At 41.2% G+C, this 22,646-nt stretch carries 24 protein-coding genes and 1 other annotated feature; of the genes, 1 reads left to right on the plus strand and 23 read right to left on the minus strand.

The window, feature by feature from the left end:
- Positions 1–78 precede the first annotated feature (78 nt).
- The 16 genes from NR125_RS02925 to spoIIGA form a co-directional block, all read right to left on the minus strand.
- On the minus strand, positions 79–1,383 hold the full coding sequence (locus tag NR125_RS02925) for a solute carrier family 23 protein (protein WP_009330833.1): 1,305 nt from the start codon (positions 1,381–1,383) through the stop codon (positions 79–81).
- A 139-nt stretch (positions 1,384–1,522) separates the two neighbouring features.
- The gene (pyrR, locus tag NR125_RS02930; RefSeq protein WP_009330834.1) at positions 1,523–2,068 is read right to left on the minus strand and encodes a bifunctional pyr operon transcriptional regulator/uracil phosphoribosyltransferase PyrR; all 546 of its coding nucleotides are present in this window, start codon (positions 2,066–2,068) and stop codon (positions 1,523–1,525) included.
- 210 nt (positions 2,069–2,278) lie between these two features.
- The gene (locus tag NR125_RS02935) at positions 2,279–3,190 is read right to left on the minus strand and encodes an RluA family pseudouridine synthase (RefSeq protein WP_019381722.1); all 912 of its coding nucleotides are present in this window, start codon (positions 3,188–3,190) and stop codon (positions 2,279–2,281) included.
- Positions 3,162–3,659: a signal peptidase II gene (lspA, locus tag NR125_RS02940; RefSeq protein WP_009330836.1), complete on the minus strand. Its 498-nt coding sequence runs from the start codon at positions 3,657–3,659 to the stop codon at positions 3,162–3,164. Before lspA ends, NR125_RS02935 begins: the two co-directional genes overlap by 29 nt.
- Before the next feature lie 79 nt (positions 3,660–3,738).
- Positions 3,739–4,026: a hypothetical protein gene (locus NR125_RS02945; protein WP_009330838.1), complete on the minus strand. Its 288-nt coding sequence runs from the start codon at positions 4,024–4,026 to the stop codon at positions 3,739–3,741.
- A gap of 201 nt (positions 4,027–4,227) precedes the next feature.
- A complete protein-coding gene (gene ileS / locus NR125_RS02950) occupies positions 4,228–6,999 on the minus strand; it encodes an isoleucine--tRNA ligase (RefSeq protein WP_009330839.1) in 2,772 nt (923 codons plus the stop codon).
- Between the two features lie 95 nt (positions 7,000–7,094).
- Positions 7,095–7,357 (minus strand) — a binding site (T-box leader).
- A gap of 51 nt (positions 7,358–7,408) precedes the next feature.
- Positions 7,409–7,927 carry a DivIVA domain-containing protein gene (locus NR125_RS02955; protein ID WP_009330841.1) on the minus strand — a complete coding sequence of 173 codons (519 nt, stop codon included), beginning with the start codon at positions 7,925–7,927 and terminating at the stop codon, positions 7,409–7,411.
- 253 nt (positions 7,928–8,180) lie between these two features.
- On the minus strand, positions 8,181–8,954 hold the full coding sequence (locus tag NR125_RS02960; protein WP_009330844.1) for a YlmH family RNA-binding protein: 774 nt from the start codon (positions 8,952–8,954) through the stop codon (positions 8,181–8,183).
- A 62-nt stretch (positions 8,955–9,016) separates the two neighbouring features.
- Positions 9,017–9,280: a YggT family protein gene (locus tag NR125_RS02965; protein WP_009330847.1), complete on the minus strand. Its 264-nt coding sequence runs from the start codon at positions 9,278–9,280 to the stop codon at positions 9,017–9,019.
- A gap of 6 nt (positions 9,281–9,286) precedes the next feature.
- Positions 9,287–9,730 carry a cell division protein SepF gene (locus NR125_RS02970; RefSeq protein WP_009330849.1) on the minus strand — a complete coding sequence of 148 codons (444 nt, stop codon included), beginning with the start codon at positions 9,728–9,730 and terminating at the stop codon, positions 9,287–9,289.
- Positions 9,731–9,734: 4 nt separating this feature from the next.
- Positions 9,735–10,421, minus strand: a complete 687-nt coding sequence (locus NR125_RS02975) for a YggS family pyridoxal phosphate-dependent enzyme (protein WP_009330851.1) — start codon at positions 10,419–10,421, stop codon at positions 9,735–9,737.
- Positions 10,422–11,249: a peptidoglycan editing factor PgeF gene (gene pgeF / locus NR125_RS02980; RefSeq protein ID WP_009330853.1), complete on the minus strand. Its 828-nt coding sequence runs from the start codon at positions 11,247–11,249 to the stop codon at positions 10,422–10,424.
- Positions 11,250–11,318: 69 nt separating this feature from the next.
- Complete coding sequence (locus NR125_RS02985; RefSeq protein ID WP_009330854.1) at positions 11,319–11,588, minus strand: YlmC/YmxH family sporulation protein; 270 nt, start codon at positions 11,586–11,588, stop codon at positions 11,319–11,321.
- Positions 11,589–11,682: 94 nt separating this feature from the next.
- Complete coding sequence (sigG, locus tag NR125_RS02990; protein WP_026041699.1) at positions 11,683–12,462, minus strand: RNA polymerase sporulation sigma factor SigG; 780 nt, start codon at positions 12,460–12,462, stop codon at positions 11,683–11,685.
- Between the two features lie 167 nt (positions 12,463–12,629).
- Positions 12,630–13,349 carry an RNA polymerase sporulation sigma factor SigE gene (gene sigE / locus NR125_RS02995; RefSeq protein ID WP_009330857.1) on the minus strand — a complete coding sequence of 240 codons (720 nt, stop codon included), beginning with the start codon at positions 13,347–13,349 and terminating at the stop codon, positions 12,630–12,632.
- A 44-nt stretch (positions 13,350–13,393) separates the two neighbouring features.
- Positions 13,394–14,332 (minus strand): sigma-E processing peptidase SpoIIGA, encoded by a 939-nt coding sequence (gene spoIIGA / locus NR125_RS03000; protein ID WP_009330859.1) that lies wholly within the window; start codon positions 14,330–14,332, stop codon positions 13,394–13,396.
- Between the two features lie 394 nt (positions 14,333–14,726).
- Here spoIIGA and hmpA point away from each other — a divergent pair, with 394 nt between their 5' ends.
- Positions 14,727–15,956, plus strand: coding sequence for an NO-inducible flavohemoprotein (gene hmpA / locus NR125_RS03005; protein WP_009330861.1), 1,230 nt, complete (start codon positions 14,727–14,729; stop codon positions 15,954–15,956).
- Positions 15,957–16,070: 114 nt separating this feature from the next.
- On the opposite strand, the gene ftsZ is transcribed toward hmpA, so the two are convergent.
- The 7 genes from ftsZ to murB form a co-directional block, all read right to left on the minus strand.
- Positions 16,071–17,216, minus strand: a complete 1,146-nt coding sequence (ftsZ, locus tag NR125_RS03010; protein ID WP_009330863.1) for a cell division protein FtsZ — start codon at positions 17,214–17,216, stop codon at positions 16,071–16,073.
- Between the two features lie 151 nt (positions 17,217–17,367).
- Positions 17,368–18,654 (minus strand): cell division protein FtsA, encoded by a 1,287-nt coding sequence (gene ftsA, locus NR125_RS03015; RefSeq protein ID WP_009330865.1) that lies wholly within the window; start codon positions 18,652–18,654, stop codon positions 17,368–17,370.
- Between the two features lie 123 nt (positions 18,655–18,777).
- Positions 18,778–19,146, minus strand: a complete 369-nt coding sequence (locus NR125_RS03020) for a small basic family protein (RefSeq protein ID WP_019381715.1) — start codon at positions 19,144–19,146, stop codon at positions 18,778–18,780.
- The gene (locus tag NR125_RS03025) at positions 19,146–19,877 is read right to left on the minus strand and encodes a DUF881 domain-containing protein (protein ID WP_009330870.1); all 732 of its coding nucleotides are present in this window, start codon (positions 19,875–19,877) and stop codon (positions 19,146–19,148) included. Before NR125_RS03025 ends, NR125_RS03020 begins: the two co-directional genes overlap by 1 nt.
- 74 nt (positions 19,878–19,951) lie before the next feature.
- Positions 19,952–20,647, minus strand: coding sequence for a DUF881 domain-containing protein (locus NR125_RS03030; RefSeq protein WP_256814709.1), 696 nt, complete (start codon positions 20,645–20,647; stop codon positions 19,952–19,954).
- Positions 20,631–21,422: a cell division protein FtsQ/DivIB gene (locus tag NR125_RS03035; protein WP_009330874.1), complete on the minus strand. Its 792-nt coding sequence runs from the start codon at positions 21,420–21,422 to the stop codon at positions 20,631–20,633. Before NR125_RS03035 ends, NR125_RS03030 begins: the two co-directional genes overlap by 17 nt.
- A gap of 287 nt (positions 21,423–21,709) precedes the next feature.
- Positions 21,710–22,618: a UDP-N-acetylmuramate dehydrogenase gene (gene murB / locus NR125_RS03040; protein ID WP_009330876.1), complete on the minus strand. Its 909-nt coding sequence runs from the start codon at positions 22,616–22,618 to the stop codon at positions 21,710–21,712.
- Positions 22,619–22,646 lie beyond the last annotated feature (28 nt).

A 22,646-nucleotide genomic window follows, 5' to 3' on the forward strand; every position in this document is an offset into this window, starting at 1 on the left:
ATACGGATACACTGATCCCCGTATAGCAGGTTTGCCGCCAACACCCTTATAAGCCTCTCGGGACTTAGTTAAAAAGCGTTAAGCTACATTATTTTTTTTTTCATTTTCAGCTTCAAACATATCTTCCTTAGCCTCTTCTCTTCCAGGGAGAATCAGGTTCAGGAGAACGCCGCTGATCGCTGCCAGAGCCATTCCTTCCAGTTTGAATGCCCAAATTTCGATATGGGCTCCGCCAATTCCGAGTACAAGGATGACGGATGCGATAACCAGGTTACGGTTGTTTCCAAAATCCACCTTGCTGTCAACAAGCATTCTTAATCCTGATGAAGCGATGATCCCGAACAGCAGGATCGACACGCCGCCCATTACTGGAGTAGGGATCGAGCTGATCAGTGCTGTTACCTTGCCAATGAATCCGAAGATGATGGCGATGACTGCAGCACCTGCCAGTACATAGACACTGTATATTTTTGTGATGGCCAGTACGCCAATGTTTTCACCGTAAGTTGTCTTTGGCGGACCCCCGATTAATGCCGAGATCATTGTTCCTGTTCCATCAGCAAGGATGGAGCGGTGAAGACCCGGTTCTTTAATATAGTCTCTCCCAACTACTTTTCCAAGGACAAGCTGATGACCGATATGTTCAGAGATTGTCACAACAGCCACCGGAATCATTAGAAGTGCCAGATCCAGGGTTATCCTCACTTCATAATCAGCGAACGGAATTATGAACTCCGGCATTTCGAACCAGGCTGCCTGCTGTACAAGTGAGAAGTCTATAAGGCCCACAGCCAGTGAGTAAACATACCCGATGATGATACCTGCAAGAATCGGCACCATGCTGAGCATTCCTTTTGCATAGATGGAGAAGATAATTGTTGCACCTAAAGTGATGAGCGCCGCTGAAAAATGCAGCATGCTGTATTCACCCGTTTCAGGGTTGTTCATGGCCATACCGACTGCTGTGCCTGCTAATGCCAAACCGATTACGATGATAACCGGGCCGACCACGATGGGTGGAAGCAGATTCATAATCCAGCGGTAGCCTGCTTTTTTGATGATTAATGCTACGGCTCCATATACTAGCCCTGCCATAAAGCTTCCGATCATGGCAGCACCTGGTCCGCCAGCTGCTTTTGCTGCTATGATCGGAGCAATGAAAGCGAAAGATGACCCTAAGTATGCCGGTACCTGCCATTTTGTTATGATGAGGAAAGCGATTGTTGCCAGTCCGCTTGAGATTAAAGCTATGGCAGGATTTAATCCTACTAAGAAAGGTACAAGTATAGTGGCTCCGAACATTGCGAATAAGTGCTGTAAACTTAATGTCAGCCAATGGGCTGGTTTTGGAACATCTTTTATATCTAGAATAGGCTTATGCATCCCAATCTCTCCTCTTCATTTTATTAAAAAACCCTCCTTGCCAGATCCGCAAAGAGGGTATAAGAGCACAGCAAAAGACAGACTGCTTCTGCTGAGTTCCCCTTTGCCAGCCTCTCTGGACTGCATTTAAAAGGGCTATTTAATTTTCAAAAATGCTTACTTGATCGTTTTCATCCACTTCCTTCAGCTCAACAACAATTTTCTCCGAACTGGAGGTTGGAATGTTTTTTCCTACATAATCAGCTCTTATCGGAAGCTCTCTATGGCCCCGGTCCACGAGTACTGCCAGCTGAATCTGCGATGGCCTTCCGATGTCAATCAGCGCATCAAGAGCGGCTCTGACCGTTCTTCCTGTATAAAGAACATCATCGACCAAGATCACTTTCTGATCATTTATATCTTTTGGAACATCTGAGCCTTTGACTAGCGGCTCCTGATTATCAGTCTTTTTTGTAAGATCATCTCTATAGAGAGTGATATCAAGTTCGCCTACATCAATTTTGGCACCTTCTATTTGTTCGATCCGCTCGGCCAGGCGGTTCGCCAGGTAAATCCCCCTTGTGCGGATTCCAATCAGGATGCAATGTTCGATCCCTTTATTTTTCTCTATGATTTCATGAGCTATCCTTGTCAGCGCTCTCCTGATTGCCTGGTCATCCAAAACAATTGCTTTTTGCTGCGGCATTCTGACTCACCTCTATTATCTGATTCTCTTCTGTTAATGTTATATATATAAAAAACCCTCTCACCGATCGGGCGAGAGGGTAAACGATTCTGCTGCTGCAGAATAAGGGATACAAATTTCCTTATTCAATCCGTTTCCTTCCCAGCCTCACGGGACTGTTTTAAAGGACTTATTCAACTATTGTCATCTTAAAGCACAATTGGACAATTGTCAACGATTATTTGCCAGTTTATCTAATAGCTCCTCGAAATAAGCAGGTATAGATGCCTCAAATTCTAGGTACTCTCCTGTTCTTGGATGTTCAAATCCAAGAACACCTGCATGCAGTGCCTGTCCGCCAATATCAAGAGTCTTTCTTGGACCGTATTTAGGATCTCCTGCCAGAGGATAGCCAATATATTTCATATGAACACGGATTTGATGAGTTCTTCCCGTTTCCAGCTGGCATTCCACCAGTGTGAAATCCCTGAAACGCTCCAGGACCTGAAAATGAGTAACCGCATGTTTTCCATTGTCAACAACGGTCATGCTTTGACGGTCTTTGGGATCGCGGGCAATAGGCGCATCAATCGTACCATAATCATGGGGAATAACTCCATGAACAACGGCACGGTACTTACGTGTAACCGTTTTATTCATCAGCTGGTTCACAAGACTTTCATGTGCCATATCATTCTTAGCAACCATAAGAAGTCCTGATGTATCTTTATCGATTCTATGAACGATTCCTGGCCTCATAACCCCATTAATTCCTGAAAGATCTGTGCAATGTGCCATAAGTCCATTAACAAGAGTGCCAGTACCATGCCCGGCTGCCGGATGGACCACCATTCCTTTTGGTTTGTTTACCACCAGGACATCTTTATCTTCATAATAAATATCCAGATCCATTTTTTCCGGCACGACATCTAATTCCTCAGGTTCAGGAATTGATATTTCAATTTTATCATTTGCCGTACATTTGTAATTGGTTTTCGGCTTCTGCCCATTTACAAGGACATTGCCGTCTTTGATCCATTGCTGAACCTGCGTTCTTGACCAATCCGCATTCAGTGTGGATAACACTTTATCTATTCTTTCTCCTGCCTGTTCATCAGGAATGATGTGTTCCATTTTCTCCATAAGATTTCTCCTTTTTCTTTGCTTCTCTCTCTTCAAGCAGCATCTGAATCATCAATAATCCTACACCAATGACCAGTGCCGAGTCAGCAATATTGAAAACGGGAAAGTCATAGCCAAAAATATAAGTGTTTACAAAATCCACCACTTCTTTTCGAAATACCCTGTCAATAAAGTTTCCAATCGCTCCGCCCAGCATCAGGCCCAAAGAGACTCCAAGAAGCAATTTGCCTTTGGCTGCTTTTTGAATGTAATAAATGATACCAATTATGACAATAACGGTTATTACGTAGAAAAACCACATTTGCCCCTGCAGGATGCCCCAGGCAGCGCCACGGTTGCGGTGCGATGTAATATAAAGAAAGTCCTCAATAACTTTAACACTTTCCCCTAATTCAAAGTTCTTAACAATCAGCCATTTCGTAAACTGATCAAGTGCTATCACGAACAATGCAATTATGTAATAAAACACAAAGGCAACCCCCAAATCTCATATCATTACCTTTGCATTTTAGCACAAACTGAATAAAAAACACAGCACACGCCTAAACTCAGTGGAAAATAGATTTTCTGTAGAATTTCCCAAGCCTGCTGCAATCCTCCATTGTTTTTAAAGTAGGGATCATATGAAGCAAATCTGACGGGAGCAGCTCACCTGAAATTTCACATATGCCAAAGCTTCCAGTTTCAATTTTGCTGAGTGTTTGCTCGATATCATGCAGTTCTTCCAATAAAATAGGTTTTATCAAAGCGGAACTATTGCCTTCCATTAGTCTTTCCAATATTTCCTGTCTTGTATTACGGAGTTCTGTATATAGCCCTTCTGCCTTTGCATCCATGCCGTTTCCTCCGTTCTATGATGTTTACTTTATTATCTTCTCGGAACGGATTTCAGACACGGGCAAACTTTTAGCAAACGGCACAACATTTAGTGAAGGTGGAATTATTTATAAAATGGATTTCGCATTCGCCTTAGGATAAAAAAGAACGTCATTTATCAAAAAAAACAGTCCCCCAAATATTTGAGGGACTGCAGGTATTTAAGCCAAGTGGCTATAATTATTCTTTACAACCTCAGCACAGCGGGGGCAAAGAGTGTCATAGCCTTCTGTCTGGCCGACTTCTGGAGTAACTGTCCAGCAGCGATCACATGTTTCGCCTTCTGCTTTGGAAACCACAATTGCAGTATTTTCAAATTTCACGGCATTTTCAGGTGCATCTGACAGGCTGCCTGCAACCTCAAATCCAGAAACGATAAAGATTTGCTGAAGATTTTCCTGAATTGAATCCAGCAGGCTCTTTGCTTGATCGTTTACATAAAGTGTCACTTTAGCAGTCAGAGATTTGCCGATCACCTTTTCATTACGCGCTTCCTCCAATGCTTTAAGAACATCATTGCGAAGCTTCATAAATGCAGTCCACTTTTCTTCCAGCTGTTTCGCGTTCGGAAGCTCTTGATATTCAGGCATATCCGTCAATTGTACACTTACTTCCTTCACATTCGGAATAAAGCTCCAAACTTCATCTGAAGTATGGGAAAGGATAGGTGCAACAAGTTTTGTCAAAGCAATAAGGCTCTCATATAAAACAGTTTGGATAGCACGGCGTTCTGCATTATCTTTCGCTTCAATGTATAGGACATCTTTTGCAAAATCAAGATAGAATGCACTTAGATCCAATGTACAGAAATTATTGACAGCATGGTAGATGCTGGCAAATTCATAGCGGTCATAAGACTCGCGAACATTCTTGATCAGTTTATTCAGCTTAACAAGCATAAACTGGTCAACTTCACGCAGGTTTTCAAATGAAACCGAGTCTGTTGCCGGGTTAAAATCATCCAGATTTCCAAGCAAGAAGCGGAACGTATTGCGGATCTTTCTATATACTTCTGCAACCTGCTTCAGAATAGCATCAGATACCCGGACATCTGCCTGATAATCAACTGACGCCACCCATAAACGCAGAATGTCAGCACCAAGCTGATTCATGACTTTTGCCGGAACAACTACGTTTCCGATGGATTTACTCATTTTTCTTCCTTCGCCATCAAGTGTGAACCCGTGGCTCAGGACACCTTTATAAGGAGCTTTGCCTGTTACTGCTACAGCAGTTGAAAGTGAAGAGTTAAACCAGCCTCGGTATTGATCAGAGCCTTCAAGGTATAAATCTGCAGGACGCTGTAAATCGTCGCGCTCTAAAAGAACTGCCTGATGGGAAGAACCGGAATCAAACCACACGTCCATGATATCCGTTTCTTTTGTAAACTGGCCATTCGGGCTTCCTGGATGTGTAAATCCTTCAGGCAGCAGTTCTTTCGCTTCTCTCTCGAACCAGATGTTCGAACCATGTTCACGGAAAAGATTAGACACATGTTCAATGGTTTCATCTGTGATAATTTCTTCTCCATTTTCCGCATAAAAGACAGGAATTGGCACGCCCCATACACGCTGTCGGGAGATGCACCAATCACCGCGGTCCCTGACCATGTTAAATAGTCTTGTCTCGCCCCATGCAGGATACCAATTTGTTTCCTTAACAGCTTCCAGAAGTTCATTGCGGAAATCTTTAATGGATGCAAACCATTGGGCAGTAGCACGGAAAATAACTGGTTTTTTCGTTCTCCAGTCATGCGGATAAGAGTGAGTAATAAAAGTAAGTTTTAATAAAGCCCCGGCTTCCTCAAGTTTTTCAGTAATCGGCTTATTGGCTGCATCATAGAATAAACCTTCAAAGCCAGGAGCTTCACTAGTCATGTTTCCTTTATCATCAACCGGGCATAATACGTCTAACCCGTATTTCATGCCTACATGGAAATCGTCTTCCCCATGGCCAGGGGCAGTGTGAACACACCCAGTACCAGCATCAGTTGTAACATGCTCACCCAGCATGACAAGGGAATCACGGCCATAAAGGGGATGCTCGGCAACTACATTTTCGAGGTCGGTCCCTTTTACTGATTGGACAACTTTATAGTCTTCCCATTCAAATTCTTTAGCCACTGAAGCCAGTAAATCTTCAGCAACCATAAACTTTTTGCTGTTTGCCTCAACTACACTATAGGTAAGGTCCGGATGAATTGAAATTCCAAGGTTTGCCGGGATAGTCCATGGAGTAGTAGTCCAGATGACAATATGAGTGTCCTGATCCAATACGTTCTTGCCATCTTTTACTTTAAAAGCAACATAGATGGACGGTGAACGCTTATCTTTATACTCAATTTCAGCTTCAGCCAGAGCTGATTCAGATGATGGTGACCAATATACAGGCTTTTTGCCTTTGTAGATATAGCCTTTTTTCGCCATTTCCCCAAATACTTTTATTTGCTGGGCTTCGTACTCAGGCTTTAGAGTGATGTATGGATTCTCCCAGTCACCGCGGACGCCTAAGCGCTTAAATTGACCGCGCTGGCTGTCAATCTGCTCGTATGCATACTCTTCACAAAGCTTGCGGAACTCAGCAATACTCATTTCTTTCCGCTTTACGCCTTTGTTTGTCAAGGCCTGCTCAATTGGCAAACCATGTGTATCCCAGCCAGGAACATATGGAGCATTATAGCCTGTCATTGACTTAGAGCGTACGATGAAATCCTTTAAGATTTTATTCAGCGCATGGCCGATGTGGATGTCGCCATTCGCATATGGAGGACCATCATGCAGAACAAACATTGGACGGCCTTTGGTCCGTTCCTGGACCTTCTCATAAATATTCATCTCTTCCCATTTTGCCTGAATTTCTGGTTCGCGCTTTGGTAGATTGCCGCGCATTGGGAATTCGGTTTTTGGCATTAATAAACTATCTTTGTAATCCATTCCTTTGCCTCCTGTTTATAACTCATTAAATACCATGATAGCCAATGAGAGCTGATAAAAACCACAGTAAAATACAAAAAAACCTTCCCATCCCAAAAAGGGACGAGAAGGTTATATTCTCCCGCGGTACCACCCTTGTAGATGAAAAATGATTGTATTTCATCCGCTCAAAGAATTCTTAACGTGAATGAACCGCCTTGGCCTACTGATGGTTATACGTTCGGCAAGGAACTCAAGGGTGATTTTCCAGCTTTTGCTTATACCCGGGCTTCCACCATCCCCGGCTCGCTTACAGAGTAAGAATGCCATTCTGTACATAAGCTTTGAAAGACTGTACTGTCCCTCTCATTGTTGATAAACATCGTATTTTACTTTGTTTTAAAATTATATGCGATATTTCCAGCTTTCGTCAAGCCAGTGATTCTTCTTCTTCTCTTAATGACTTAAGTTCAGTGGAATCCAGCTTATATTCCATTAAATGATCCCAATCATCGTTGTTTAGCATATCCAGCTGTGCTTCAACAAGCATCTTGAAACGTGTTCGGAATACTTTGGACTGTTTCTTTAAATCTTCAATATCCAGTGCGATTTTTCTCGCTTTAGACAGGGATTCGTTCACAATTCTGTCAGCATTCTTTTCAGCTTCTTTAATGATTAGCTTCGCTTCTTTATGGGCATTGCGCTTTACTTCCTCTGCTGCTTCCTGTGCAACCACAATAGATTTATTAAGTGTTTCTTCAATTGTAGTAAAGTGGCCTATGCGTTCGTTTGTATCATTGAGCTTTTCTTCAAGCTCCTTTTTTTCCCTGATCAGGATTTCGTAGTCCTTTATGATCTGGTCGAGGAATTCGTTTACTTCATCTTCGTCATAACCGCGGAATCCTTTGCTGAATTCCTTGTTATGAATATCTAACGGTGTTAATGGCATGTGTGCCACCTCCCAGGTCTGTTGATCTTATGTAAATTGGTTTGAGCCTGCTGGTTCATTTTAATTATAGCAGACTCCGTAGTCTTTTGATTATTTATTCGACAGGTTGTTTCAAATTCCTTCAAGATTATAAAAAATTTTATCTGTTTGCTTAAGTGTTGACTTCCGCTACAGGCACTCAGCGACGGCGGGCTTCCGGCAGCCTCCTGAGTGCGCTGACCCCAGTAGTCTCGCTCCATACTTCGCATATAGGCTATCTCTGCCTCCCAGCAATAATCCTCCATTTGTCCTTCTTTGTTTTCCCATCTATATCTATGATTTTGGAACGGCCTTGACCCCTGACTGAGATGATGTCGCTTTGCTGGCACTCAAATGAGGGGTTTTCTATTTGCGTCCAATTGACTTTGACTAATCCCTGCTGGATATAGAGCTGGGATTTTTGCCTGGAGATATTGTAGATGGCTGAGATGACTGTATCCAATCTCAGGGATGAAGAGGTGATGGAGCTTTCTTTCCACACTTCTGCTGATTGGATTGCCTCTGAAAAGGGCAGTTTTTTCAGGGACACGGAAGCTCTGCCAATTGACTGCAGCTGCAGGCTGATGTAATCTTCAATTTCTTGTGCTGCAAAAAACTGGATTCTGTCGTCTTCAAAAAGGATATCACCGAATTTCCCTCTTTTTAGCCCTAGAGACATTAGACTGCCCAGGACTTGCGGGTGTTCTATGGTGACAAACTTTTTTGGGTATTCCAGTTCAAACAGCCGAATTTGAAAATCTCCCTCATCGCTTTCATAGTAATCCGGAAATATGAGGGCTCTCTTTCTCTCAGCATTTGGAGTTCCGCCAAATAAAGCAAATAAGATTCCGGCATGCTGCCCTATGACGCTTTTAAGGATTTGCTGCTCCCTTGGGTCAAGAAAATCAGTAAGCTTTGGTGCATATGTATTTTCTACAAGGTCTTTCCAGTTAAGAACCTGATCGATAAATTCTTTTTCTTCCGGCCGGAAGTGCTGATAAATGGTCATCTTTAAGGAACCTCCTTTTTACACAAATAAAAAAGGGCCATTTGATAGCCCTGTTTGTAGTCTTATGAAATCCAATAAAAAAGCTGCTGCAAACCTCCAGTGGCAAATCGCAAAACTAAGATAGCCACAATAGGAGAGATATCAATCATTCCAAGCGGAGGTATGATTTTGCGGAATGGCTCAAGGTACGGTTCACAAATCCTTGCAAGAAACTGGCCAAAAGCTGATTCCCTGGCATTAGGGAACCAGGACAGCAAAATATAAATAATCAGTGCCCACGAGTAATAATAAATTGCAGATGACAATATCCCAAATACTAATTCCATTAAATGCTACCACCTCGTATTTTCTAATTCTTGTTCTTTCATCAGCTGAGAGATGTTTCCTGATACCTCAACATTGTCAGGGGTACATAGAAAAATATCAGTTCCAATCTTTTGAATATCTCCGCCGATGGCATAAACGGTTCCGCTAAGGAAGTCAACAATCCGCTTTGCCTGATCTTTTTCTATTCTCTGCAGATTGACAACAACAGCTCTTCTGTTTTTCAGCTGATCCGCAATATCCTGTGCTTCTGCATAAACACGCGGTTCAACAAGAACTACTTTAGAAGATTTCTGCACACTTTGGAGGCTGACGATGTTTTGTTTTTGAACTGGCTGCTGCTTCTGCACCTGCTTCACCGGCTCTCTTTCTTCTTCGATGATTTCCTCTTCCTTATAGTCATATTCATCATCCAGGAAGAAAAATGTTTTAAATTTTGATTTTATACTCATTTTATCAAACCTCCTGACTCTTTTGACCTACTAAAGCAGTACCAATCCTCACCATTGTGGCACCTTCTTCAATTGCCAGGGAAAAATCATTAGACATGCCCATTGAAAGCTCAGTACAAGGAGCAAAATCAAACCCCAGATCTTTCACCTTTGTTTGCAGGTTCTTTAGCTTCCGGAAACAGGAACGAAGCAATTCCTCGTTATCTGAAAGAGGTGCCATTGTCATAAGGCCGATAACATTGAGATTTTTATAATCAGCCAGGCATGAAATAAAGTCAGCTACCTCTTCAGGATTTATTCCCTGTTTCGACTCTTCCCCTGAGACATTAACCTGAACAAAACAATTTATCTTTCGATCAGCCCGCTTGTCGATTTCCTTTGCGAGGGAAAGCCTGTCCAGTGAATGGATATAATCAACTTTATCAATTATATTTTTCACTTTGCGCGTTTGCAGCGTTCCAATAAAATGCCATGTCGGCTTGTCCTTTAACACATCCCACTTGGCAAGCAGTCCTTCATCCCTATTTTCACCTAAATGAACAATTCCTGCTTCAAGTGCTTCTTGTGCCCGTTCGGCTGATACATACTTAGTAACAGCAATGAGGGTAATTTCTTCTGGCTTACGGTTGGCCTTTATGCACGCTTCCTTTATAGCTGACTCAATTTGCTTTAAATTATCTTCTACTCTCATTTAGCTTCCGACTTCCTCCTTCCAGCCAATAAAGCTCATCATTCTGCCCGTCTTTCCCCTATCTCTTCTGTGGGAGAAAAAATAGTTTTCATGACAGCTTGTGCAATAATCAGTAATCATAATATTTTCATGAGGAATTCCTGCATTTGTCAGAATTGTCCGGTTTAGTTCTTTCAAATCAAGCTGGAATTGATTGTCACTAATTTGATTATATGGCTTAATATCGACATCTTCTAGTATTTTTTGCACTTTTGAAATAACATGGTCATCAACTATATAACAATTACCGCAAATGGAAGGGCCAATCACGGTTTGGACCTCACTTAAGTCAATGCCTTCTTTGGCAAATAGCTCGGCCATCTTCCTGCCAATCCCCCCGACAGTACCTTTCCAGCCTGCATGGGCCATGCCTATGGCTCCTGTCTTTTCATGCAAAAAGTAAAGCGGCACACAATCTGCATAACAGAGAGTCAGCATGACACCTTTAGAATAAGTGAAAAACCCGTCAGTACCAGAAAAGGAATCCTCGTAAACAAGAGCACCTTTCCCTTTATCTTTTCTGGTAACTTTTTTTATGTTTATTTCATGAGTTTGTTCAGCACCAACCCATTTTTCATGAGAAAACCCAAGCAAGTCAGCCACATGCTGCCGATTTCGGCTGACTGCTTCATTGCTGTCGTTCACGTGCAATCCTACATTAAGCGTTTTGTATTCATTACGGCTGCAGCCGCCATTTTTAGTTGTAAAACCGGCAGTTATATTAGGAAAACGATCTGCCCACTCTTTTATGACAAAATACTCTTCCGTTTTTAAAGAAAATGGTTCCATGCGATTAACCCCATCTTATTTTTCTATAGTTTACCACAAGGCAGGCAGTGATGACACCATTAACAACTCTTATGCTTCCTCCTCAATATATTTTGGCTCAATCGCATCCTGATAGCGGACCAGTATGACATCCTCACCAATTTTTATAATATTTTTCCACGGTATGACAATATCAGCATCTCTCCCAAAAAAACCTAACACTTTTCCCGTTCCCCCGATAATGACGGCTTCAATTTTTCCTGTATTTATATTAATATCTATATCCCCAATATTTCCAAGCTTTTTGCCGTCAGCTACATTTACAACATCCTTCATTTGAAATTCAGATATTTTCACCATCGACATTTCACTCCCAATTTATGTTCTTATTCAATATATGTTTGCCCCTATAGGAAAAATGTTTGGTAAATATAAAAAGCAGCCAAATTGGCTGCTAGCTTTGAATATTTTTATTCATTTGTTTGATTGCCGCTTTTTCAAGCCTTGAAACTTGAGCCTGGGAAATGCCGATTTCCTCTGCCACTTCCATTTGAGTTTTGCCCTGGAAGAAGCGTTTTCTAAGAATCAGTTTTTCCCGTTCATTCAGTCTTCTCATTCCCTCTTTTAAGGCTATCTCTTCAATCCATTGAATATCTTTGTTCCGTTCATCACTCAGCTGATCCATCACATAGATCGGATCTCCGCCATCATTATAAATGGGTTCAAATAAGGAGACAGGATCCTGAATTGCATCTAATGCAAAAACGATTTCTTCATGAGGCACATCCAGCTCTTTTGCTATTTCTTCCGCCGTAGGCTCTCTGGATGTTTTGCTCATTAAACGTTCTCTTACCTGCAGAGCTTTATAAGCAATGTCCCTTAATGAACGCGAGACGCGGATCGGGTTATTATCACGCAGATACCTGCGTATTTCCCCAATGATCATCGGAACTGCATAGGTGGAAAACTTAACGTTTTGACTTAGATCAAAATTATCAATAGATTTCATTAGACCGATACAGCCGACCTGGAAAAGGTCATCAACAAATTCGCCTCTGTTATTAAAACGCTGAATCACACTTAATACGAGACGCAAATTGCCGTTGACGAGTTTTTCCCGTGCGGTTATATCCCCCTTATGCATTTGCTTGAAGAGCTCTCTCATTTCTTCGTTTTTTAAAACTGGAAGCTTTGAAGTATCAACACCGCAAATTTCTACTTTATTTCGAGTCAATCCATTTCCCTCCTCACAGGAGCTGCTGTACAAAAAACAGTATCTCCTTGGAAAGGAAAAATATGCACCGGCTAATCTGACTGCCGGATGGGGAAACGGTCAAAGCATCATAAACACTAGGTTTTCTCCTTGCAAAATTTTGTAAAAAAATATTCCTGTTTAAAGTTTCAAACCATCTTATTAAATTCTTTTTTTAATCTTTTTATTATTCGTTTTTCCAGTCGTGAAATGTAGGACTGAGAAATACCCAGCATATCTGCCACGTCCTTCTGAGTTTTTTCTTCACCCGATCCAAGGCCAAATCTAAGCTCCATTATCTGTTTTTCCCGATCTGAAAGCTGATGCAATGCCTTTAGCAAGAGCTTTTTATCAACATTTGCTTCAAGGTCTTTTGTGATGATGTCATCCTCAGTGCCAAGCACATCGGAAAGAAGGAGTTCATTGCCATCCCAATCAATATTGAGGGGTTCATCAAAGGAAACTTCAGAACGGATTTTATTGTTCCTTCTTAAATACATTAGAATTTCATTCTCAATACAGCGGGATGCATATGTAGCCAGCTTGATTTTTTTCTCTGGATTAAACGTATTTACAGCTTTGATAAGCCCAATGGTTCCAATGCTGATCAAGTCCTCTATATTGATGCCTGTATTCTCAAACTTTCTGGCGATATATACAACAAGACGCAGATTTCTTTCAATTAAAATGGATCTTGCAGCTTTATCTCCTTTCGGAAGCTTGATCAGGAGCATTTCTTCTTCTTCCTTACTAAGTGGAGGAGGTAGTGCTTCGCTGCCGCCTATATAATATACTTCATCTGTTTTGATCCCCAGCTTAATCAATAATTTATACCAATAGTAGGATAAGCGAAGTTTTAACTTTTTCATGATTTGTCCTCCTTCTAAATTAGGTTTTTGCAGAGTATAGTATATTAACTTACTTTTGCATCCTGCTTCATTGTACTTGTACCTGTAAGCATCTTAGGATGAACAATGCACTGGAACGCATCGTCCGCAGATAGCTGCTGCATGGAAAAGGAAACTAATCCTCGCTCCGATTCTATTATTTCATTCTCTTTTTCAAGGAGAATGCGGTCAGGCTTGAATCCTATAATCAACTGGTGTTCTTGTCCAACAACCTTACATGGAATAACCCTCATTTTATGCTCCCAATTCCCGCCAATTGAATCACTGCCCATAATGATATCTTCCGGGTTCCCTGCCATTTTAATTATTTCAGGCGGGAACTCGTCAAGCCTGTCTTTAATGGATATAAACATCACTGGCATTTTCGAAATGGGATCGTATAACTGGTTGCCGCTGTCAATCAGGCCTCTGAAACGGAATTCTGTTTCATTGATAACAACACGCACCATAATTAAAGAGTCATATTGTATTTTTGTCATCTCAATTCCTTCAACGTTTCTCTTAGAGAAATGCCAGGCAAGAGGAAACCCAAGAAGTACAAACAGCCAGCTGATTGGATCACCAAAGCCTTTAACACTGGCGAGCATGACAGATGAAGAAAGCTGAAAATCAAAATTAATAAAATAATGAATGCCTATTAATGAGCCTCCAACTAAAAAAGTAGCAAAATAAAAAGTCATGAGCCCTTTTAGAAAGTAACGCAAACGCTTAAAGCCAAAAACAGCCAATACCATTGCAACCGAGAATAATAATTTAGTGACTGGGTGACCTGAAAATTCATTAAATGGTGTAAATACTAATAAAATGATGATCGATCCTATTAAGCCGCCTGCAAAAATCCTCCAAAGCCTGATTTCCCTTTTTAGTATTATGGCTGTTAGATAAAGGAGAAGGCTGTCAAACATAAAATTCAGCGCCCAGATAATATCCAAATAGACTGTCAATTATCTTCCCCCTTAGAAAAGCGCAAGCGCCTTGCCCACCTCCGACACCCCGAGAGGTTAGGCGCTAGAGCTAGACAGTTATAAAGATTATAGTTATACTTCTTGCTTCCTCTTCAAAATCAGCATCTGGCAGATTGACTTTAGCAGTCAAATTCTCTCATATATTTATTGTGCTATGATTCTGTTAGAAAAAAGTATAGCGCATTTCAGTAAAGGAAGTGTGTCGCTTTCTGTATGCAAAAAGATAGAAATTTTCCCTATTCCCAACGGATTTTGTCATTATTTTTCTATTTAATGCTCCTTCATTTTTCACTGGGTGTGATTTATATCACATTTATTATTTTCAATATCAACTATAATGACAGTGAAAATAATAAAAAGGAGTTTTGCTGATATGCTGGACACAAAAACAATTGAAATTATTAAAAGCACTGTACCTGTACTTGAAAAACATGGCGAAGATATTACGAAAACCTTTTATAAGTTAATGTTTACAAATCACCCTGAACTGCTGAACATCTTTAATCATGCTAATCAGAAACAGGGACGACAGCAAAAAGCACTGGCAAATTCAGTATATGCTGCTGCAAAATATATCGATAACCTGGAAGCTATTCTCCCGGTTGTCACACAAATCGCTCATAAGCACCGATCCTTAGGCATTAAGCCTGAACATTATCCGATTGTTGGAGAGCATTTAATTCTTGCAATCAAGGAAGTGCTGAAAGAGGCTGCTACTGAAGAAATTATTGATGCATGGACTAAAGCTTATGGTGTGATTGCGGATGCATTCATCGGATTAGAAAAGAGCCTTTATGAGGATGCCGCTGATAAGCCAGGAGGCTGGGATGACTTCAGAACATTCACTGTTGCAAAAAAGGTGAAAGAAAGTGATGTAATTACTTCCTTCTATTTTACACCTGACGATAGGGGGAATATTTCCAGTTATCTTCCTGGCCAGTATATTAGTTTGAAATTAAATATTCCAGGAGAAGATTATACACATATCCGCCAATACAGCCTTTCTGACTCTCCGGAAAAGTCATATTACAGAATTTCTGTTAAGAAAGAAGAAGGCCATTCTGAAAAACCGGACGGAAAGGTTTCCAGCTATCTTCACAATGATCTGAAAGAGGGCGATCATATAGAAATAAGTGCTCCTGCCGGAGAATTTGTTCTGGATAAAATGAATAATCCTGTCGTTCTGCTTAGCGGCGGAGTAGGCATTACACCAATGCACAGCATGCTGCGTCATCTTGATGCAACAGGAGTAAATCATGAAACTATTTTTGTTCATGCTGCACTAAACGGGAATGTACATGCATTTTTAGGAGAAGTACATGAAATTGAAAAAAGGAATTCATTGGTAAAAACATATTTCTGCTATGAAAGTCCAACAGAACAAGATATAGCCGAAAAGACCTTCAGCAAAGAAGGCTATATTACTTCAGACTGGTTAAACACCATAGTGCCAAATAAAGATAGTATGGTTTATATGTGCGGGCCAGTACCATTTATGCAGGCTATGTACGAGGCATTGCTTGAAGCAGGCTTTCAGAAGGAAAATATCCGATATGAATTCTTTGGACCTTCTATGCAGCTAAAGGAAACTCAGATGGTTTAAATATAATTTTTGCATGGCTCATAGAGCCATGCTTATCTGTGTAAAAAACCTTCAATAACAATTCTAAAAAACCCCTGGAATCAAATTGATTACAGGGGTTTTTTCAATCAAATTTTATCTTCTGCGGTTACGGTTGCGTAAGAACGTCGGGATATCCAAAGTTTCTTCCGGCTGTTGAGATTGGCTGCTTCTTACAGGTTCTTGCGGAGCTTCCTCTCTCTTTGGTTCACGCTTCATAGACGTTCCCATGCCTGGGGAAGATTTAGGCTGTCCGAATGTTGGCCTCATAGGCTTAGGCTGGATCACCTCTTCATTAAATCCAGTTGCAATAACCGTTACAACAATTTCATCTTTAAGGTTTTCATTAATTACGGAACCGAAGATCATATTCACGTCCTGATCTGAAGCTGAAGCAACAATGTCAGCTGCTTCCTGTACTTCATATAGGCTTAGATTTGATCCGCCAGTAATATTCATTAAGACGCCTTGTGCACCATCAATTGATGTTTCAAGCAAAGGTGATGAAATCGCCTTTTTCGCCGCTTCTGCTGCACGGTTCTCTCCTGCAGCGACACCAATACCCATTAGTGCAGAACCTTTATTGGACATGATTGTCTTCACATCTGCAAAGTCGAGGTTAATTAATCCTGGAACAGCAATCAAGTCGGAAATACCTTGAACACCCTGGCGCAGAACATTATCCGCTTCGCGGAATGCTTCAAGCATCGGAGTGCTTTTATCAACAATTTCCAACAGTCTGTCATTAGGAATGACGATCAGCGTATCAACCGCTTCCTTCATAGCAGCAATACCGCCGGCTGCTTGAGTGGAACGCTTGCGGCCTTCAAAAGTAAATGGGCGGGTTACAACACCAACAGTCAGCGCTCCTAAATCACGTGCAATCTGGGCGATAACTGGAGCCGCTCCTGTTCCTGTACCACCACCCATACCAGCAGTGACGAATACCATATCAGCACCTTTCAGTGCTTCTTCTACCTGCTCTTTACTTTCTTCTGCTGCTTTTTTACCTACCTCAGGGTTGGCACCTGCTCCAAGTCCCCTTGTAAGTTTGCCTCCGATTTGCATTTTCACTTCTGCTTTTGATAAGTTCAGCGCCTGAGCATCCGTGTTAACAGCAATAAACTCGACACCTTGAACACCATGCTCAATCATTCTGTTTACTGCATTGTTACCGCCGCCTCCAACGCCGATGACTTTTATAGTTGCTAATGAATCCAAATTTGTATCAAATTCCAACATGACTAATCCTCCTAATTCGTCGATATTCCTAAGAACACCTTTTTTGATTCGCTTTTTTATACGCACTCCCAAAATGGCTTTTCAGTGCATTTTTCTATCCGCCGTATGGCTTTTGATTTCCGTTTCCCTAACCCTTGCGAATCAAATCAAGTTATTCGAAAAAGTATCCGAGGAACTTTTTAACTCTTGATGTGATTTTTTCTTCCGGCTGTTTTTCCGGCTTTGTTTTCGGTTGCGGTTGCGGTTTTTGCACTCGTTTTTCTTTAGCTTCAGGGACAGTCACTGGCTGCTCCATTTTTCTGCCCTGTATTTTAGCATTCTTATATGCGAACTTAATCAATCCAACAGCAGTCGTATACTGCGGTTCCCTCACGCCAATATAATCAGGGATTGCGATACGCACTCTATTTTGGAATATATCCTGTGCCAGTTCAAGAATTCCCTGGGTATTAGCTACGCCTCCAGATAGTACATAGCCCCCTGGAAGATCTTTTGCTCCAAGACGTTTCACTTCGTGCTGGATAAGATCAAAAATCTCTTCCATCCGGGCTTCAATAATATCTGAAATTTCCAATTGATTAAATTGCTGATGCTGATCGCTTCCGATGATGGGAACACTGAATACCTCATCTTCAGATGCATGGTCATAGAACGCGTAGCCATATTTTGTTTTGATTTTTTCTGCATCTTCTGTAGATGTGCGGAGTCCGATAGATAAGTCTTTTGTGATATGGTCTCCCCCTACAGGAAGCACACTGGTTGCCTTTAATGATCCATTTTCAAATATGGCAATAGTTGTGGAGCCGCCGCCAATATCAACAAGTGCAACTCCCAGATTTTTCTCATCTTTTGAAAGAGCGAATGCACCTGCTGCCAGAGGCTGAAGCGAAATATCCATGATTTCAAGGCCAGCGCGTTCAACACAGCGCAGGGTGTTATGTAAAATCGTTTTCGATCCTGTAATAATGGTGCCTTCCATTTCCAGCCGCACACCAATCATTCCGCGGGGATCACTGATCTCGTCCAATCCGTCAACGATAAACTGTTTTGGAATGACATCAATAATATCTCTTTCCGGCGGGATCGATACAACTTGTGCCGCGTCTATGACTCTAGCAACATCTTCGTCTGTAATTTCCCTATTTTCACTCGAGACTGCAACAACACCATGGGATGGCTGAAGCATAACATGATTGCCGGTAATTCCTACAATCACATTCTTTATCTCCATTCCTATCATTCTCTCAGCCTGTTCGATTGCCTTTTTAATAGAATGAACGGTTTCGTCTATGTCAACAATGGAACCCTTGCGTAACCCTTCTGACTGTACATTGCCAACACCAATAATATTTAAAGAGTCATTGACCATTTCCCCAATGATTACTTTTACACTGGATGTACCGATGTCAAGACTAACATATATTTCATTGCTGTTCATTCTCTGGCACCTCCTTTTTTTTGCAATTCCGATTATTGAACAACAATCTTTTCTTGCTGTTGTTTGTTTTAATAAGTTAGTTTATCTATAAAATTATTCGTCAAAACTAATACTTTCCCTTTTTTAAATATCATTTTTTTCTGTTTTTTCTCTGTTTTGGGACCATTTTGCGATTAAAATTCTTCTGATGACCGCAATATTTTGGAAAAGCCTGACCCCAAAAGCAAATACTGCTGCTAAGTACAAGTCTACACCAAGATGGACACCCAGAAAAGCTAAACTTGCTGCCAGCAGGATGTTAAAAAAGAAACCGGAAACGAAAACTTTTTCATCATAAATATTTTGAAGCTGCGCCCTGATCCCTCCGAATAGAGTATCCAATGCAGCAAGAACAGCAATGGAAAGATAATTCGAGTATTCATCCGGCACTTTTATATCTGTCATAAGTCCAAGTATCACACCAATGATCAATCCTAAAACAGGAAGCCACATTATGATTTGCCTCCTTCGTCAGGTTTCACAGGCTCCATATGTCTGATTCTCAATGCCTCATCATATGCAGGAATCGTGACAGGCTCTGCAGACTTTTCCACCTTAACCCTCAGATTGTCAATGAAAAATTCTTCGGCAGTATTTGATACTTGCATGCGATTAAAAAGCTTCTCGGCAGATTGGGTATTCTCAGTTATTACTTTCACTTCTATAGGCAGGCGATTTAAGGCAAATCCATCTATCATGGTCTCACTGTTGATATCCCTTATGACTGTCGTGTTGATGATCCTTCTGCCTCCAATGGAAATGTGCTTGGCATCATACATATTTAACTCATTGACAAGCCTCTTGAGCAAATCCGGGGAAACAGAATCAGCCTGTTTGCCCAGAAGAAGCTCCTCATGCACCGGTTCAATGCTTATGATTATGCCTGGTCCCGTCACTTCACTTAGTCCGGCTTCCATTTTTAATTCTTCCAGCGTATCACGAAGCACTTGCTCTTTGCTTTGTTTGCGCTTTGTTTCATATTGGGCAATTTTTTCTTCATTTGAACTAATTTCCCGCAAAAGTTTTAATTGCAGTTCTTTTTCTTTAAGGATGTCACCTCTAAGCTGCCAGGTATCCCTTGTATCCCGGACAGCCGGTTCCTTAACTGTTTGAAACTGTATGGCAATCATAAAGCCAATTATTACGGTTATAAAGGTAAAGCTGAATTTCTTCTTGCTGTCCACTTTAATTCCACCTTGCTTTCCCGAATAAATTATTCTGTGGACAAATTAATACTGCTTACAATGCTGGATTGGCTTTACGAACCCAGTAATGGTTCCATGATGATTTCGCCCTTTTTTTCTAATGTGAAATGGATGTTTTCATCCACCAATGTGTCTTTTACTCCGCCTGTCAGATTCAGAGCAGAGGAAAGCACCTCGGCATCACCAATGGCAGTGATGACAAAAGGGGCGGGATGCTGGTAGCCGTCAACTTCTATAACAGGCCCATTGCAAACAATATAGGAACTGTGTGATAATCTTTGGCCATTTATAGCTACTGCGGAAGCTCCGGAAATATAGAGTTCATTAATAACCTTAAAAACATGGTGTTCATGGACGATATAATTGTTAATATTATCTTCATCCGGATCGTAGTCACCGTCTGCCAGAGTTACTTCCACTCCTGTACCTTTTACTTTTACTTTACCAAGATGCATCCTGTACTTCTCAGCATCCTCGGCAAGATTAAAATAAACCTGGGCTTCCTGTGAAAGCTCTTTTTCAATGTCAAGAACGTTTTCCTGTTTTGTATTTAATTCTTTTTGAAGAGCTCTGTTTTTTTCCTCCAATTCGACAAGCTGATTACGAAGTTCCAAATCTCTTTCCCACTGTTTTCCGCTTAATGCCGGCTTTTCATCTTCTCCCTGTGTAAGGTGATAGGAAAAAGCCATCATGTAACCCAGTACGAGAAACACCAGGGAGAATATTACATGATTACCCTTCACCTTCATTTTCTTTTTCAACTTCTTCAGCTCCCTCTGTTTCATAAGCTTTAAAATAAGAGCCTACTTCCAAGTCGATGATTCCTTTTTTCTCAGGATCCAGCTGGCTTATGATAGAAGGGTAGTGTGCCATTTTTTCTGAAAAGCTTCTTAAAGTAGCACTTACTTCAAAACCATCATTCATATACAAAGTAATATGGTTGGAATCTGTCTTTTTGGGAGAATGATGGATTTCGGAAATCGAATTTAACACCTCTTCAGGCAGTGATTCAAGCTCCCCAATCATCATGTTAAGGATGTCGCCCTCAGAAAAGTCATTAAGGATGGGAGCGTTGACAGGGATTTCCGCAACCTTTTCATCCTTTAATATGCTCCCATTCTCCATAACAGGAAGGTAATGCTTCTCTTTCGCTATGTAGGCAATGCGCTTCAGTTCATCTACCTGTATATTAATTGTGCTTGGCAGCTGAATTTTAACAGTTGAAGATTTTATTTCAGGCAGTTCTTTAAGCTTACCCTCAATAGCCTCTTCGTCAACCTTCCAAATATTTGTTTTTTCAGTAACACCGCTAATTTGAATAATTTCTTCTTTATCGTAAATTGAATTGCCGGATACCTTAATTTGTTTAATATGGCTTAAGGGCGATTGAAAGTAAATAACTAAAACAATCAGCGAGAAAAAAAGCAGCAGCAAAAAGATCAGTCTTCTGTTCGCTTTCTTCTTTCTTTGCTGTTTAAGCTTCGGTATTCGATCCTCAAGCGAGACAACCTTACTTTTCTCCACTTTTATCACCCCATTAAGAAAAGCACAAGCGCCTTGCCCACCCCCGACAACTCGAGGGGATAGGCGCTGGAGCTAGACAGTTATAGAAGTTTAGAGTATACCTTCATATTTTTTCAGAATAGCGCAAGGACAATAAATTAAAACAAAGCAGCTTGTCCAGCAAAATTTATGCAATACTGAATTAGGGAAGAGAACGGCATGTAAACCATGCCGTTTTTACTACATTTACTGTTATCTAATAAATTATTATATCACAATAAATGGTATACGTAAGGTATTATTCCCCGTTACTTTCGACCGATTATTTCCACTTCTGTCTCCATCTTTACTCCATACAAATCAAAGATTGTATCCTTAATATGCTGAATTAATGCAAGTACATCTTCCGCTTTGGCATCTCCCGCATTTACGATGAAATTCCCATGCATATTGGAAATTTGCGCACCGCCGATGCTATGGCCCTTCATTCCGGCTTTTTCTATCAGCTGGCCAGCATATTCCGGAAGCGGGTTACGGAAAATACTGCCTGCACATGGGTAGTTCCAAGGCTGGGTTTCCTTTCTGTAATCCTTATTTTTTTGCATTGCAGAGGAAATTTTTTCCCTGTCTCCCTCTGTAAGCCGGAAAACGGCCTCCAGAACAATACCCGGACGTTTCTTTTGAAGGACGGATGTTCTATAAGAGAATTCCATTTCTTCGTTCGTGAGCCATTCCATCTTCCCATCTTCGAAAAGAACATGTGCTCTGGTCAGGATCTGCGAAATATCAGAACCGTGAGCACCAGCGTTCATATAAACTGCTCCGCCTACAGACCCCGGAATTCCGCTGGCAAATTCAAGACCTGACAAGCCTTTTTTGCTGATAATTGTGGAGAGGGCAACCAATGAATAACCCCCGCCTGCTCTTAATTCCGCACCATTAAGATCCAGTTGATCCATGCCGCGGCCCAACTTAATGACCACTCCTTCTATGCCTCCATCAGATACGAGCAAATTAGATCCTCTTCCAATTGCTCTCCATTTCATTTCATAGCTCTGGATCAGTTCCATCGCTTTTGCCAGGTTTTCTATGGAAGAAGGCTCAATAAACAAATCGGCGGGTCCGCCAATTTTCATTGTTGTATGATTAGCCATCGGCTCATTTTCTTTAACTGTTCCGATGTTTAATTCTCTAAGCTTGCTGATAAATTCGTCCATATTTACCTCCCTTTCTATTGATCTGTGC

This window comes from Cytobacillus sp. Bac17 (assembly GCF_024519925.1).
GTDB lineage: Bacteria > Bacillota > Bacilli > Bacillales > Cytobacillaceae > Cytobacillus > Cytobacillus pseudoceanisediminis.

Bases quoted from the DNA above. Each gene is read 5' to 3' on its own strand.
- pyrR (WP_009330834.1), bottom strand. From the start codon at position 2,068: ATGCCGCAGCAAAAAGCAATTGTTTTGGATGACCAGGCAATCAGGAGA.
- NR125_RS02965 (WP_009330847.1), bottom strand. From the start codon at position 9,280: ATGGAATTAGTATTTGGGATATTGTCATCTGCAATTTATTATTACTCG.
- NR125_RS02975 (WP_009330851.1), bottom strand. From the start codon at position 10,421: ATGAGAGTAGAAGATAATTTAAAGCAAATTGAGTCAGCTATAAAGGAA.
- pgeF (WP_009330853.1), bottom strand. From the start codon at position 11,249: ATGGAACCATTTTCTTTAAAAACGGAAGAGTATTTTGTCATAAAAGAG.
- NR125_RS02970 (WP_009330849.1), bottom strand. From the start codon at position 9,730: ATGAGTATAAAATCAAAATTTAAAACATTTTTCTTCCTGGATGATGAA.
- NR125_RS02960 (WP_009330844.1), bottom strand. From the start codon at position 8,954: ATGACCATTTATCAGCACTTCCGGCCGGAAGAAAAAGAATTTATCGAT.
- NR125_RS02985 (WP_009330854.1), bottom strand. From the start codon at position 11,588: ATGGTGAAAATATCTGAATTTCAAATGAAGGATGTTGTAAATGTAGCT.
- NR125_RS03020 (WP_019381715.1), bottom strand. From the start codon at position 19,146: ATGTGGCTTCCTGTTTTAGGATTGATCATTGGTGTGATACTTGGACTT.
- sigE (WP_009330857.1), bottom strand. From the start codon at position 13,349: ATGAAAAAGTTAAAACTTCGCTTATCCTACTATTGGTATAAATTATTG.
- hmpA (WP_009330861.1), top strand. From the start codon at position 14,727: ATGCTGGACACAAAAACAATTGAAATTATTAAAAGCACTGTACCTGTA.
- NR125_RS03030 (WP_256814709.1), bottom strand. From the start codon at position 20,647: ATGAAGGTGAAGGGTAATCATGTAATATTCTCCCTGGTGTTTCTCGTA.
- ileS (WP_009330839.1), bottom strand. From the start codon at position 6,999: ATGGATTACAAAGATAGTTTATTAATGCCAAAAACCGAATTCCCAATG.
- ftsZ (WP_009330863.1), bottom strand. From the start codon at position 17,216: ATGTTGGAATTTGATACAAATTTGGATTCATTAGCAACTATAAAAGTC.
- ftsA (WP_009330865.1), bottom strand. From the start codon at position 18,654: ATGAACAGCAATGAAATATATGTTAGTCTTGACATCGGTACATCCAGT.
- NR125_RS02945 (WP_009330838.1), bottom strand. From the start codon at position 4,026: ATGGATGCAAAGGCAGAAGGGCTATATACAGAACTCCGTAATACAAGA.
- NR125_RS02955 (WP_009330841.1), bottom strand. From the start codon at position 7,927: ATGCCATTAACACCGTTAGATATTCATAACAAGGAATTCAGCAAAGGA.
- murB (WP_009330876.1), bottom strand. From the start codon at position 22,618: ATGGACGAATTTATCAGCAAGCTTAGAGAATTAAACATCGGAACAGTT.
- NR125_RS02925 (WP_009330833.1), bottom strand. From the start codon at position 1,383: ATGCATAAGCCTATTCTAGATATAAAAGATGTTCCAAAACCAGCCCAT.
- NR125_RS02935 (WP_019381722.1), bottom strand. From the start codon at position 3,190: ATGGAGAAAATGGAACACATCATTCCTGATGAACAGGCAGGAGAAAGA.